Annotated in this window: 13 protein-coding genes; 4 read left to right on the top strand and 9 right to left on the bottom strand. The window is 73.8% G+C overall.

Annotated features, from left to right (window positions below; genetic code table 11):
* Nucleotides 1-9: 9 nt before the first annotated feature.
* The 5 genes from PHY01_RS24840 to PHY01_RS24820 all read right to left on the bottom strand — a co-directional run bounded on the left by PHY01_RS24840 (nucleotide 10) and on the right by PHY01_RS24820 (nucleotide 6,317).
* Nucleotides 10-2,316 carry a molybdopterin cofactor-binding domain-containing protein gene (locus PHY01_RS24840; protein ID WP_246086139.1) on the bottom strand — a complete coding sequence of 769 codons (2,307 nt, stop codon included), beginning with the start codon at nucleotides 2,314-2,316 and terminating at the stop codon, nucleotides 10-12.
* Between the two features lie 668 nt (nucleotides 2,317-2,984).
* On the bottom strand, nucleotides 2,985-3,452 hold the full coding sequence (locus PHY01_RS24835; protein ID WP_141282494.1) for a nuclear transport factor 2 family protein: 468 nt from the start codon (nucleotides 3,450-3,452) through the stop codon (nucleotides 2,985-2,987).
* Nucleotides 3,453-3,531: 79 nt separating this feature from the next.
* Complete coding sequence (locus PHY01_RS24830; protein ID WP_141282492.1) at nucleotides 3,532-4,215, bottom strand: iron-sulfur cluster assembly protein; 684 nt, start codon at nucleotides 4,213-4,215, stop codon at nucleotides 3,532-3,534.
* On the bottom strand, nucleotides 4,212-5,252 hold the full coding sequence (locus tag PHY01_RS24825) for an amidohydrolase family protein (RefSeq protein ID WP_141282490.1): 1,041 nt from the start codon (nucleotides 5,250-5,252) through the stop codon (nucleotides 4,212-4,214). The genes PHY01_RS24830 and PHY01_RS24825 overlap by 4 nt, the downstream gene beginning before the upstream one ends.
* A 36-nt stretch (nucleotides 5,253-5,288) precedes the next feature.
* Nucleotides 5,289-6,317 (bottom strand): NAD(P)-dependent alcohol dehydrogenase, encoded by a 1,029-nt coding sequence (locus tag PHY01_RS24820; RefSeq protein ID WP_141282488.1) that lies wholly within the window; start codon nucleotides 6,315-6,317, stop codon nucleotides 5,289-5,291.
* Nucleotides 6,318-6,453: 136 nt separating this feature from the next.
* On the opposite strand from PHY01_RS24820, the gene PHY01_RS24815 reads away from it, so the two are divergent.
* The 3 genes from PHY01_RS24815 to PHY01_RS24805 are packed head-to-tail and all read left to right on the top strand — an operon-like array spanning nucleotide 6,454 to nucleotide 9,003.
* Nucleotides 6,454-6,906: a DUF4442 domain-containing protein gene (locus PHY01_RS24815; protein WP_141282487.1), complete on the top strand. Its 453-nt coding sequence runs from the start codon at nucleotides 6,454-6,456 to the stop codon at nucleotides 6,904-6,906.
* 52 nt (nucleotides 6,907-6,958) lie between these two features.
* A complete protein-coding gene (locus tag PHY01_RS24810; RefSeq protein WP_141282485.1) occupies nucleotides 6,959-7,618 on the top strand; it encodes an SDR family oxidoreductase in 660 nt (219 codons plus the stop codon).
* Complete coding sequence (locus tag PHY01_RS24805; protein ID WP_141282483.1) at nucleotides 7,615-9,003, top strand: dihydrolipoyl dehydrogenase family protein; 1,389 nt, start codon at nucleotides 7,615-7,617, stop codon at nucleotides 9,001-9,003. Before PHY01_RS24810 ends, PHY01_RS24805 begins: the two co-directional genes overlap by 4 nt.
* Here PHY01_RS24805 and PHY01_RS24800 read toward each other — a convergent pair.
* Genes PHY01_RS24800 through PHY01_RS24785 form a run of 4 tightly spaced genes read right to left on the bottom strand, consistent with a single transcriptional unit; the run spans nucleotide 9,000 to nucleotide 11,638 of the window.
* Nucleotides 9,000-9,968, bottom strand: coding sequence for a CopD family protein (locus tag PHY01_RS24800; protein ID WP_141282481.1), 969 nt, complete (start codon nucleotides 9,966-9,968; stop codon nucleotides 9,000-9,002). The two genes, PHY01_RS24805 and PHY01_RS24800, sit on opposite strands and share 4 nt — an antisense overlap.
* Nucleotides 9,969-9,995: 27 nt before the next feature.
* Nucleotides 9,996-10,568, bottom strand: coding sequence for a copper resistance CopC family protein (locus PHY01_RS24795; RefSeq protein WP_141282479.1), 573 nt, complete (start codon nucleotides 10,566-10,568; stop codon nucleotides 9,996-9,998).
* A 34-nt stretch (nucleotides 10,569-10,602) separates the two neighbouring features.
* Entirely contained in the window at nucleotides 10,603-11,118 is a 516-nt protein-coding gene (locus PHY01_RS24790) for a hypothetical protein (protein ID WP_141282477.1), read from the bottom strand.
* A 22-nt stretch (nucleotides 11,119-11,140) separates the two neighbouring features.
* The gene (locus tag PHY01_RS24785; protein ID WP_246086138.1) at nucleotides 11,141-11,638 is read right to left on the bottom strand and encodes a DUF6474 family protein; all 498 of its coding nucleotides are present in this window, start codon (nucleotides 11,636-11,638) and stop codon (nucleotides 11,141-11,143) included.
* A 99-nt stretch (nucleotides 11,639-11,737) separates the two neighbouring features.
* Between PHY01_RS24785 and PHY01_RS24780 the strand changes: the two genes are divergently transcribed.
* Entirely contained in the window at nucleotides 11,738-13,396 is a 1,659-nt protein-coding gene (locus PHY01_RS24780; protein WP_141282473.1) for a TM0106 family RecB-like putative nuclease, read from the top strand.
* Nucleotides 13,397-13,402: the final 6 nt, after the last annotated feature.

Raw genomic sequence — 13,402 nt, 5'->3', positions numbered from 1 at the left:
GTCAGGCTCCTAGAAGGTGAACTCGAGGCCGTTGGTCGGCGAGGTCGGGATCGGCGGCGCGGTCGGGTACTGGGTGAACCCCTCCGGGAACGGCTCGTTGTGCAGCACCGGGGTGTTGGTCGGCTCGATCCCCGTGGCCCGCCGGAAGGCGTTCACGACGGCCGACATGGTGGCCGCCACCGCGACCTCGCCGGCGCCACCCGGGTCCGGGTACTCCGAGTCCTCGATGAGGATCACGTTGACCTCGGGCGGGGTGTTCCACTGCCGGGTGTAGAAGTAGTTGTCCCAGCTCGCCTCGACGAACGACCCGTCCACCAGGTGCAGGCCGGCGGTCATGGCGTTGGCGATGCCGTCGTTGATGCCGCCCTGGACCTGGGCCTCGTACCCGAGCGGGTTGAGCAGCAGGCCGGGGTCGACCACGAAGGTGACCTTGGTGACGCGCGGGCCGGTGCGGCCGGAGCGGACCTGGCGGTTCACCGTCTCGGGCCGGGCGTCGATCTCCACGACACAGGCCGTGGCGCACTTGTACTCCTGGTGCACGCCGATGCCCTGCGCGGTGCCCGCCGGCATCGACTTGCCCCAGTCGGCCTCCTCGGCCGCGCGCTGGATGACCTTGCGCAGGCGCTCGGTCTTGACGAACTCGGCCCGGAACTCGTACGGGTCCTTGTTCAGCCGCTCGGCGATGCGGTCGATCATCAGCTCGCGGGCGGTGCAGGTGTCGGGGCCGTAGACGTTACGGGTCGAACCGGAGTTGAAGCCGTAGTTGGTCTCGACCATGGCCCGGGTGTTGACGCCGAAGTTGTAGGGCGTGTGCACCGAGAGCTCCCAGAAGGTCTCCGACACCCCCAGGTTCCCGCCCGGCGCCTTGATGGCCTGCGAGGTGAGGACGTCGGTCAGGCCCTCGTCGACCTCCATGTTCACGCCGGAGTAGCGGAGCTCGAAGCTCGCCACCGCGTCGTCGGTGACCACGGCGCGCACCCGCGTGACGCACAGCGGCTTCACGCGGCCCTGGCGGCAGTCGTTGGCGCGGTCCCACATCAGCTTGACCGGCTTGCCGATGGCCAGGCAGGCCTCCGAGGCCTCCTGGACGTGGTCGTTGAACAGCCGGCGACCGAAGGAGCCACCACCGGGGATGACGTGGAAGGTGACGTCGTTGACGCCGATGCCCAGCTTCTCGGAGACGATCTTCGCCCCGGCGATCGGGCTCTTGGCGGGCGCCCAGACCTCGGCGCGGCTGCCGTCGAAGGTCACGATCGCGCAGTTGGTCTCCAGAGCGGAGCCGTTGCGCGAGTAGTGGATGAGCTCCTGCTCGAGCGTCTTGCCGGGCACCGCGGGCACGGCCAGCGGCAGCTCGGCGGCACGCAGGCCCTCGACGATGTCCTCGTCGCTCTGGCCGGAGACGGTGCCGGGGTTCCAGTTCAGCTCCAGCGCGTTCACGCCGTCGATGGCCTGGCCGAAGGTCCGCGCGCGGACCGCGATGCCGTTGCCGATCGGCTCGACGTCGGTGATGCCCGGCATGTTGCGGACCTCGTCGATGTTCGAGGGCCCGCCGTCGGGGAAGCCGTTCAGCTCGGGCGCCCGGCAGATCACGGTCGGCAGCGCGTCCGGGACCTGGATGTCGCAGGTGAACTTCTTCTGGCCGGTGACCATCGCGTAGGCGTCGTCCTTGCCTCGCGGCTTGCCGAGGATCGTGAACTCCTCGTTCGCCTTCAGGACCACCTCGACCGGCGTGGTGACCGGGACGGCCGCCAGCCTGCTCAGCTCGCCGAACCCGATCGAGTTGCCGGCGGTGTCGACGACGGTGAGGCCGGCGGTCTCGAGGAGCCGGCGCTCGCCGTCCAGCGCCTGCGCGGCCGCGTCGAGCAGCGCGCCCTTGGCGATGGCGGCCGCGACCCGGACCGGGGTGTAGAGGGAGTACGTGGTGCTGGAGCCACCGGTGAGCTGGTTGAACACCAGCTCCGGGCGGGCGTCGGCCAGCGTGACGTCCACGTCGCTCGGGTCGATGCCCATCTCCTCGGCGATGATCATCGCGAAGAGGGTCTGGATGCCCTGGCCGTTGTCCGAGCGCGGCAGCGCGAAGGCCACCCGGCCGTCCTCCTTGACCTCGACCCGCAGCAGCGCGTTGGTCAGCCGGCAGGCGTCGCGGTAGGAGTCGACGAACTCGTAGTACTCCGGGGTCTGCGGCGGCGACGGGAGGGCCGCGGCGCTGGCCTGGGGGGCGCCGCCGAAGACGGCCTCCCGCCCGACGTCCGCGACGACGACGAGCGTCGGCGCGGCGACCAGGTAGCCGAGGAACTTCCGGCGGTTCAGCGACATGCGCCCGGTGCCCGAGTCGCGTGACTCGGATCGTGTGGTGGTGCCGGCGCGGTGAGCGGGCATCGTTGTCCTCCTGATCAGGGTTCCCGGCCCGGATATGGGGCGGGGGGAGCGAACCCAGTGCGGAACTGCGTGGTGGTGAGTACTGCTACGTGCGGGGGAGGTCCGCACCCACGCCGAGAGCCGGCACACCGGAAGAAGGGTGTGTGCCGGTACGCGCGCGGTGAGCGGACACCGTCGTCCTTTCGTCCAGACGCCGACTACGGGGGTCGCCCGCGTCCGGCATTGTCGGAGACCAAACGAAGTGCGGAGCGGCCCAGATATGGCCGGGATGATCAGGTCAGCCGTTCGGGGTGCAGGAAGTTCCCAATCGCGACGGTGTTACGCGTCACAAGGATCGATCGTGTTTCCGCAGGTGCGGATCGACGTCGGACATTCATCCGTTTCAGCGGAACAGCGCCATCGCGGCGTGATTCACCCGTTCGGGGGGTGTAACGCGGCGTTCGGACTAGCGGTCGCGCGGTCGTCGCAGGAGATCGTCCGGGGCCCCCGACCGGCGCTGCGGGCGGGCCGGCGGGGCCGGGGGACGCGGCTGCGGAGACGCAGCGATCTCGACGTGGCCAACCTAGACCCTCCTCCAGTCGGAGGGCGCCGCGGCGGGGCGGGGCCTAGGCCAGACCCAGCTGGGTGCGCAGGCCGGTCTGGTCCCACAGCGTGCGGTGGGACACGATCAGCGACCGCGTGACGGCGGCGTGGGTGCGGTGCCGGAACGCGACCACGGAGATCGCGAGCACCTCGGCCCGGCGGTGCGTGGCGGCGACGCCGGGCAGCAGCCACGGCAGCTCGCGGTCGTGGGTGAAGCCGACGAGCCGCTGGTCGACCAGCGTCCGGATGTCGGCGGTACGCGTGACCCGCCGGATGCCGAGGTCGGCGGGCAGGTGCGGGAGGACGTCCTCGGCGAGGTGGCGGCGCAGCTCGGCACCGGAGCGCGGCCCGCCGACGGGCACGTCCTCCAGGACGCCGTCCTCGGCGACGACGGCGAGCGCGGCGTCGAGGTCGCCGGACTCGATCGCCGCGTGGAAGGCGTCGGTCATCGCCTGCATCCCCGTGATCAACGTCTGCATCGCCACCGTCATGGGTGGACCAGCCCCCTCCGTCCATGGCGATGCCCCGTCCCCGGTGGCCCGGGGACGGGGCATCGTCTCGGCGGCGACGCTACGGTGCGCCGACCGCCAGCTTCGTCTTCATGATCTCGCGGCAGATGTGGCCGTTGGCCTCGATGCCCACCCGTCGCAGCCGGGCCCGGCGCAGGTGCAGCGGCACCTGTTCCGTGGTGACCCGGCTCCCGTCGGGGTGCATGAGCAGCGGGGCGTCGTCGCCCGCCGGCAGCCCCAGCTTCGCCCGCCGGTCACGCAGCCGGTCGAGGTCCACCGAGGGTGGCACCTCGCCGAGCGTCATCGTGGCGAGCCGGTCCGGGTGCGCCCCGTCGTCGACCAGCGGCTGGGCGACCCGGTCCTGGCCGGCGATCGCGGCCTTCGAGAGGAACTCCGTGCGCAGCTCGTCGAGCTCCGCGGTGGCCTCCCCCTCGAACGCCTTGATGAAGCCGGCCTGGGCCGCGACACCCTTGTTGATCGCGTCGGCGGTCTGGTTCTCCTTCAGCGTCACCACCGCGTGCCGCACCCCGTCGACCTCCATGACCGCGTCGTAGGCGTCGGCGACCATGAGGAAGGCGAAGTTCGGCGCGCAGAAGAACGTCGGGAGCTGCAGCACCACGGTGGCGACCCCGTCGTCGGAGACGGTGGAGGACTCGACGAACCCGAGATCCGTGATGGGCTCGTCGAGCTCCGGGTCCATCACCGTCCCCAACGCCTGCCAGACGCCGGCGACGGTGCCGGTCATGCGTCGACCAGCTGCTCCCCGGGCTGGGCCGGGTCGTCGGAGGGCAGCTGCAGCTCGGCCGGCACCGGGATGTCGTAGAGCCGCGCGGCGTTGAGGCCCAGGATCTTCTTCTTCGTGGCCGCGGTGAGGCGCGGGTAGTCGGAGAATGCCGGGTCGTCGGGCATCTGCCAGTCGACGAAGCCCTCGACCTGCCACTTGGGCGTCCAGATGTTGTAGTCGCCGCCGAAGGTCATGCGGTCCTCGCCGACCCAGAACAGCAGCTCGCCCATCACCTTGGCGAAGAACTTCGGGCGGGCGTGCATCAGGCCGCCGATGACGACCGACAGGCCCGCGTACACGTTGGGCTCCTGCACCGCCATGAAGCAGAAGTCGTCGATCCGCGGGATGGCCGCGTGCTCGATGATGAAGTTCAGGCCCTGGTGGTCGGTGGCGGCCTGGTCGACGTCGTCGGCGGAGAAGGCGTCCTTGTTCAGCGGCCAGATCGTGGGGCCCTTGTGGGCGTGGATGTTCTTGATGCCCAGCTCCTGCGCGGCGGCCAGGAACTCGTAGGTGGCCGGGTCGGTGAGCTTGTAGCCGCGGGAGTCGCCGTTCCACTCCGCGGTGTAGAGCTTCACGCCCTTGAGGTTGTACTTCTTCGCGTCGGCCTCGAGCTGCTTGAGGCCCTCGGCTCCGTCACGCGGGTCGAAGCGCCCGTTGACGATGACCTTGTCGCCGAGCTCCTCCAGGAGCGCCGCGTTCTGGTCGACGGTGTTGAAGCCGTTGGTGTACCACTCCTTGAGGTACGTCGACTGGAAGATCGCGACGTCGACGTGCCCCTCCTCGTACATGTCGCGCTTGAAGTCCTCGGGCGTGACCTTGAGGTACTTCTCGTAGTCCCAGTGGGTCTCGGGCGGGGCCAGCTGGTGGTAGCCGTAGAAGCAGTCGATCCAGCCCTTCGCGAACTCCTCGCGACCCTCGCGCCAGTTCTCGCGGCTCGCGTCCCAGAAGTGGGAGTGGGAGTCGACCACGAAGTACTTCTCGCCGTCTTTCTCGTACATGGTGGTGGGAACCTCTCTCGCGTCGTTCTTGGTGATCTACGGAACGAGGATCGCGCGGCCGCGGACCCGGCCGGCGTCGAGATCGTGGAGGGCGTCGAGCGCCGCATCCAGGGGGTACTGCTTGGTGTGCAGCGTGACCTTCCCGGCCTGGGCCAGGACCATCAGCTCGGACAGGTCGGCGTACGTGCCGACGATGTTGCCGATGACGTTCTTCTCGCCGCCGACGAAGTCGAGCGTCGGAGCCTTGAACTCGCCGCCGTAGCCGAGGATGTACTGCGACCCGGCGGGTGCGGTCATCGCCCACGCGTCGAGCTCCGCGCCCTGCTCGGCGACGAAGTCGAACACGACGTCGCCGCCGCGGCCGTTGGTCAGGTCGAGCACGGTCTGGATGTGGTTGCCGTCGGCGAGGACGGTCTCGTCCGCACCGATCTGCTTGGCCAGCGCCAGCGCGTCGGGGTTGCGGTCGACGACGACGATGCGCGTGCCGGTGATGGCCGCCAGCGCCTGGACCGCGATGTGCCCGAGCCCGCCCACGCCCTGGACCACGGCGGTGGTGCCGGGGAACAGGTCCGGCACCGCCTTGCGCACCGCGTGGTAGGCGGTGATGCCGGCGTCGGCCAGCGCGGCCACGTCGGCCGGGTTGGTGGTCGGGTCGAGCTTGATGCACGCCCGCGCGGTGGTGCGCAGGTACTCGGCCATGCCGCCGTCGTTGCTGGACAGGCCGGGGAAGAACGCGTTCTCGCACTGCATGTCCTTGCCCCGGCGGCAGGCCAGGCACAGCCCGCAGGAGGGCTGCGGGTGCAGGATGACGGTGTCGCCGACGGCCACGTTGGTGACACCGTCGCCGATCTCGTGGACCCACCCGGCGTTCTCGTGACCGATCACGTACGGCAGGTCGGGCGCCATCGCCTCGGCCCAGTCGCCGTTGATGATGTGCAGGTCGGTACGACAGACCCCGGCGCCACCCACCTTGATGATCACGTCGAGCGGGCCCTGGATCGTGGGCTCCGGTATGTCGTCGATCTTCGGATCCTCGTGGTACGCGTGTACCCGAACGGCCTTCACCGGCGAACCTCCCTGGGGACGTCTCTGTCTGGCTCCCGATTCCAGTCGCGAGTGCTCCCGCTCACAACCGGGTCGATTCCGTATAGCGAGAAAACAGACAAAACGGACCAAGCCTACCCGGGGGTAGCATGCGTGCATGACGACGGACACGAGCTGGGTCGGCGCCGCGATGACGCAGACGGTGCACTGGGTGCGCACGGTCGGCATCACGTTCGGGGAGACCACGGCGCAGCGCGCGGTCGCCCACCTGCCCGACGCCCCCGACCTGCACAACCACGTCGGTGGTCCGCACGCGGCGATGATCTTCGGGCTGGGTGAGACGGCGTCGGGGGCGGTGGGCCTGGCGGCGTTCGGGGCGGTCATGGAACGGGCCACGCCGCTCGTCGTCCGCTCCGACATCGCCTACTCGCGGCTGGCGCGCGGACCGCTCACGGCCGTCGCGGAACTGGACCGTCCGGCAGGTGAGGTCCTCGCCGAGCTCGACGCGGGCACCCGCCCGGAGTTCACCGTCTCGGTGACGATCACCGACGCGGAGGGGCGGGAGACCACCCGCATGACCGTCGTCTGGACGCTGCGCCCGAACCGCTGACCCGGCGCGTCCGGCCCGGCGGGTCGGGCGCGGCGGGTCTAGCGTCGCGACCGTGCATGTGGTCATCGCAGGAGGACACGGCAAGATCGGGCTGCGGCTCGCCGCACTGCTGGCCGGGCGGGGCGACACCGTCACGGCGGTGGTGCGCAACCCCGCCCACCGGGCCGACGTCGAGACGGCCGGGGCCACCTGCGCCGTCGTCGACCTGGAGTCGGCGTCGGTCGGCGAGCTGGCCGCGCACCTGGGCGGCGCCGACGCCGTCGTGTTCGCGGCCGGGGCCGGGCCCGACAGCGGGGTGGCGCGCAAGGACACCGTCGACCGGGCGGGTGCGGTGCTGCTGGCCGACGCCGCGGCGCAGGCCGGGGTGACCCGCTACCTGCTGGTGTCCTCCACCGGCGTCGACGCCGATCCCGACCCGGGCAGCGGAGAGGTGTGGGTCGCCTACCTCCGGGCCAAGAAGGCGGCCGAGGACGCGATCCGCGCCACCTCCCTGGCCTGGACGATCCTGCGGCCCGGCCGGCTCACCGACGACCCCGGTACCGGCAGGGTGCTGCTCGCCTCGCCGCCGGTCGACCGGGCCGACGTCACGCGCGACGACACCGCCGCCGTCCTCGCCGCCCTGCTGGCCGCCCCGGGCACCGCGGGCCGCGTCCTGGAGCTGCGCGAGGGCGATCTCGACATCGCCGAGGCGGTCGCGGCGGTGACGGCGTGACGGAGTTCGACGTCGTCGTCATCGGGGCAGGCGCGGTGGGGGAGAACGCCGCCGCTTACGCCGCCCGCGGCGGGTTGTCGGTCGCGCTGGTCGAGGCGGAGCTCGTCGGCGGCGAGTGCTCGTACTGGGCCTGCATGCCGTCCAAGGCGTTGCTGCGCACCGGACACGCCGCCGCGGCCCTGCGGCGGCTGCCGGGCACCACCGCGGAGTTCGACCCGCGCGCCGTGCTCGCCCGGCGCGACGCCTTCACCCACTCCCTCGACGACTCGAGCCAGGTGGAGTGGGCGGAGCAGACCGGGCTGACGGTGCTGCGCGGGCACGGGCGGATCACCGGCGAACGGGCCGTGGAGGTCGACGGCCGGGCGCACACGGCCCGGCACGCCGTCGTGGTCTGCACCGGCAGCACCCCCGTGACGCCACCGGTACCCGGCCTGGACACGGTGCGGCACTGGACCTCCCGCGACGCCACCTCGACCCGGGAGATCCCGCGGCGGCTGGGCGTGCTCGGCGGCGGCGTCGTCGGCTGCGAGCTGGCGCAGGCGTTCCGGCGGCTGGGGTCGGAGGTCGTGCTGGTGCAGAACGGGTCGGCGCTGCTGCCGTCGACGGAGCCCGTCGCCGGGGAGCGGGTGGCCGCGGCGCTGCGGGAGGAGGGCGTCGACCTGCGGCTGGACGCCTCGCTGGACTCGGTGTCCGCGTCCGGCGACGCGATCGACCTGCACGTCGGCGACGCCGTGATCACCGTCGACGAGCTGCTGGTCGCCACCGGGCGCAGGCCGAACACCGCCGGCGTCGGGATCGAGACCGTGGGGCTGACGGCGGGCGAGCCGCTGGCCGTCGACGACTCGGGTCTGGTGCAGGGGGTCGACGGGGGGTGGCTCTACGCCGCGGGTGACGTCACCGGCCGCGCACCGCTGACCCACCAGGGCAAGTACGCGGCCCGGATCGTCGGCGCCGCCATCCGGGCGCGGGCGGCGGGCGCGCAGATCGCCGAGGACCCGTGGGGGGAGTTCAGTGCGACCGCCGACCACGTCGCCGTGCCGCAGGTGGTGTTCACCGACCCCGAGGTCGCGGCGGTCGGGCGGACCGAGGCGCAGGCCCGCCGGGCGGGCTTCGCGGTGCGGGTGGTCGAGATCCCGATCGCCGTCGGAGGGTCGGCGCTGCAGGCCGACGGCTACGACGGCGTCGCGAAGATCGTCGTCGACGAGGCGCGCGGCGTGCTGCTCGGGGTCACCTTCGTCGGGCAGGACGTCGCGGAGCTGATCCACGCGGCCACCGTCGCGGTGGTGGGGGAGGTGCCGATGCACCGGCTGTGGCACGCGGTGCCCGCCTACCCGACGATCAGCGAGGTGTGGCTGCGGCTGCTGGAGGCCTACCGCCGCGACTAGGGGGCGGCCTGGGACAGGGCCGCGGCGAGGCCGAGGGTCACGGCCATCAGCGCCACCTCGATCCCGGCCCAGCGCAGCACCGGGGTGCGCCCTGCGGCGAGCCGGCGCCGGGCCAGCGCACCGAGGCCGGCCAGCGCGAGCAGCGCGACGGTCTTGGCGACGACCAGCAGCCCGTAACCGGTGCCGAGCAGGGCGGCCCAGCTCGCCAGCCGCACCTGCACGCCGAGCAGGCCGGTGAGCGCTACGGTGACCACGCAGACGCCCGCGAGCTGCGAGAACCGGCCGATGGTGGCGTCGAGCAGCGGGCGGTGGGCGGCGACCAGCACCAGCAGCCCGGCCAGCCCGCCCACCCACAGCGCGGCGCTCCCGGCGTGCAGCGCGGCCGAGACGACCGCAACCTGATGGTTCGGCGCCGACCCCGCGTGCCCCGTGATCGTCGGCGTCAGCACGCCGAGCAGGGCCGCGACCAGCGGGAACCGGGCGGCGATCCGGTCCGGGTCGCGCAGCCGCACGAGGGCGCAGACCAGCACGACCACCGCGCACCCCGCCGTCAGCACCAGCCCCCGGCCGGCCGCCAGCCGCGTCGCCCAGGCCAGCACCTCGCCGCCGCCGAGCTGCGCGAGCGGGCGGCCGAAGGCGTCGGCGGCGCGGAAGGTGACGCCGAGCAGGACCAGCACGACCCAGCCGCCGGCGAGGACCAGCAGGGAGCGGTCGACCGTGGTGACGGTGCGGGCGATCTCGCGCCGGGTGGCCGAGGTCGGGCCCGGCAGCAGGACGGCGACCAGCGCCAGGCCGACGCAGGCGACCCCCGCCACGTCGGCCCCGGCCCGGGTGACGACCACCCCGAACGGCAGCGCCGCGGTGGCCCCGGCGAGCGCCGTGGCGGCCACGGCCGCCCCGACCGCGAGCACGGCCCACAGCGCCGGCCGGAGCCGGTCGCGCGCCGTCGCGGCCGGGACGGTCACCGGGTCAGCGCCGGTCGTCCGCGGGGGTCACGACCGGCCCAGGCGCAGCGCGGCCCCGATCCCGCCCCCGATCAGCACCACCGCGCCGACGACCCAGGGCCAGACGGGCATGCCGCCCTCGTCGGCCGGGGCGGCGGGTGCGGCGGCCACCGGCGCGGCGGCCGGGGTCGGCCCGGTGGCGGACGGCGTGGGCGCGGCCGCCGCGGGGCCGTCGGTGCTCAGGGTGAACACGACGCTGCCGGTGACCGGGTGCCCGTCCTCGGAGATGACGCGGTAGCCGATCTCGTAGGCGCCCGCCGCGCCGAGCGGGGAGACGGCGACGGAGACGGTGCCGCCGTCGGCGGTGACGTCCCCGGTCTGGTACTGGGTGCCGTCCGGGCCGACGACGGTGATCGTCGAGAAGCCGGCCTGCATGGTCTCGTTGAACTCGAGCGAGACGCGGGCGGGCCCGGTGTCGAGGCTCGTGCCGTCGGCGGGGTCGCTGCCGAGCAGTCGGGTGTGGGCCGACGCGACGCCGGTGCCGGCGAGCAGGGCGAACCCGCAGATCAGGAACAGCACGACGGCGCGCAGCGCGGGCCGTCGGGGGTGGTGCGTGGACATGGGGGTCTCCGGGGATGAGGGGGTGCGGGCGGGGTCAGCACCCCACCGGCGGGCCCCTCCGGAGGCGGGCGGCGGCCAGCGCACCGGCCAGCCGCAGGCCCGTCGCGGGCCCGGCCGGGACCGGTGCGGCCAGCGGCCGGAAGGCGGGCGCCGGGGCGGGACGGCGCGGCGGCACGAGGAACGCCCGGACCGCGGCGACCGCGGCGTCGGCGTACCGGAGGGCACCGGCCAGCACCAGGGTCGCCGCCCCGTGCATCACCCACATCGCGGCGGGCCCCAGCACCGCGGGCCCGGCCGCGTGCGCGGGGTGCAGCAGGACGAGGAGGTGGTGCAGCACGAACTGACCCGCGGCGAGCGTGCCGACCAGCCCGGCGAGGCCGGTGGCCCGGTCGGCGACCGTCACCAGCGCCCCGCACAGCAGCGGGACCAGCACGACCAGCAGCCCGAGATCCGGGAGCGAGCCGCCGCCCGCGGCGTGACCCGCGACCGTCAACAGGGCGCTGATCAGCGCCAACGCGCTGGCGCGCACCGTCGGGCCGACGCCGGTCACCTGATCGACGGTAGCCGCTGGGTCAGTCCGTGGCGACGCCCAGGTGTGTGAGGAGGTCGATCTCGGTGCGGTCGAGCTCCTGGCCGATCGCCCGGTACGCGGTGCGCCGCCGCGCCGTCGGCATCTGCTCGGCGGCCCGGACGGCGACGGCGAGGTCGGCCAGCCGGGGCCGGGTGTCGGCGACGAACGTTCGTGCCGCCTCGGTGTCGTGCGCGGACTCCAGATCGGTGAGGGCCTCGGCGACCCGCGAGAGCCGCGCGTGCAGCGCGCCACCGGGGCCGGAGTAGGCGGCGAGCTGGTCGGTCGCCACGCCGAGGCGCGCGGCCCGGCGGGCGTCCCACGCACCGCGCGCGACACCGGCTGCGGCCAGCGCGTACGGGGCCAGCAGGGGGGCCACCGCCGTGCCCACACCGATCATCCGCTTGGCCTGCTTGCCCGTCAGGGGCTTGCGCACCGCCCGGCCGGCGTCGGACACCGCCTTCGCCGGGTCCGTCCGACGGGATCGTCGCCCCAGAGCCATGTGTGCGTCCTCCTCGACCGGGTGGTGGGCGCAGCCTATGACGGCGGGCGCGGCCCGGCAGGCGCGAGGTTGTCGGGGGGCGTCATTACCCTCGCCCGTGTGACGGCAACCGCTCGGACCCCCCTCCCTCCCGCCGTCCTGCTCGACGCCGGCGCGCTCACCCGCTGCCGCCGGCGGCTGCACCTCGACCACGACCCGTCGGCGGCGGACGTGCCGCGCGCCCTGCCCGACCCGTCGCTGGAGCAGCGCCGCGCCGACGCCGCGGCGCACCGCGAGCAGCTCGGTGCCCGGCTCGCGGCGGCGCTGCCCGGCTGGGTGGCGGCCGGTGGCGCGGCCGCCACCGCGGCCGCGGTCGCGCAGGGGGCGCCGTACGTGTGGGGCGCGGTGCCGCCCGCCGACGAGGGCCGCCGCGGCGGCGCCGAGCTGCTGGTCCGGCTGGCCGGCGGCGGGTACGTGCCGCTGCTGGTGGTCCGGCACCGGATCACCGATCCGGGTGCCGGCGCCGTCACCTCGCCGCTGTTCGAGCCCCACCCCGACCGCGCCCTGCCCGACGACACCCGCAAGATCCGCTCGCAGCCGCGCGACCTGATGCGCCTGGCCCACCTGCACCGGCTGCTGCGCTCCGCAGGCTGGGCCCCGCCAGACGAGGCCCGCCACGCGCACCTCGGCGGCGTCGTCGGCCTCGACGCCGACGTCGTGGTGTGGCACGACCTGCGCTCCGGGCACTGGCCCGGCGGGCGCTCCACGCTGGCCGAGTACGACCTGCGCTTCGCCGACCGCACCGCCGTGGCACACGCCGCGGTCACCGGTGCGCCCGCGCTCGCGGCGCCCTCGCGGGTCAACGAGTGCCGGCACTGCCCGTGGTGGCCCACCTGCGAGGCGCAGCTGCGCCTCGCGGGCGACGTCAGCCTCGTCGTCAGGGGGGAGACGGCGGCGGCGCTGCGCGAGGTCGGGGTGCACACGGTCGAGCGGCTCGCCGCGCTCGACCCGTCGGCCGAGCCCCCGATCCCGTTCCCCGCGCAGCCCTACCCCGACGTCGTGGCCCTCGCGCGGGCGTGGCGCCGCGACCTGTCGGTGGTCCGGCGGGTGCCGCGGGTGCCGGTCCTGCGGGCCGACGTCGAGGTCGACGTCGACATGGAGAGCTTCGGGGAGTCCGGCGCCTACCTGTGGGGCGCGCTGCTGACCCGTCCCGGCGGCACGCTGCCCGGCGACGAGCCCGAGGGCTACCGCGCGTTCGCCACGTGGGACCCGGTGCCCACCGTCGACGAGGCCCGCTCGTTCGCGGAGTTCTGGGGCTGGCTCTCCGGGGTGCGGGCCGGGGCCGCGGCGTCGGGCCGCACGTTCGCCGCCTACTGCTACAACGAGCAGGCGGAGAACCGCTGGCTGCTCGGCTCGGCGCAGCGCTTCGCCGGGATGCCCGGCATCCCGCCGATCGCGCAGGTGCAGGAGTTCATCGACGACCCGTGCTGGGTCGACCTGTTCGCCGTGGTCAACGAGTGGTTCCTGTGCGCGCACGGCAAGGGTCTCAAGCGCATCGCCCCGGCCGCCGGGTTCGCCTGGCGCGACGCGGAGGCGAGCGGGGAGAACTCGATGCGCTGGTACCGCGACGCCGTGGGCATGGACGGCGCCCCGCCCGACGCCGGGCAGCGCGAGCGGCTGCTGGCCTACAACGCCGACGACGTCGCCGCCACCCTCGCGGTGCGCCGGTGGATGACCTCGCCGGCGATCGACGAGGTGCCGCTGGCCGCCGATCTCTGATCGTGC

Source organism: Pseudonocardia hydrocarbonoxydans (assembly GCF_006539565.1).
In the GTDB taxonomy this organism is placed as follows: domain Bacteria; phylum Actinomycetota; class Actinomycetes; order Mycobacteriales; family Pseudonocardiaceae; genus Pseudonocardia; species Pseudonocardia hydrocarbonoxydans.
Note: the sequence above shows the minus strand (reverse complement) of the source record. Positions and strands in the feature narration are given on the sequence as shown.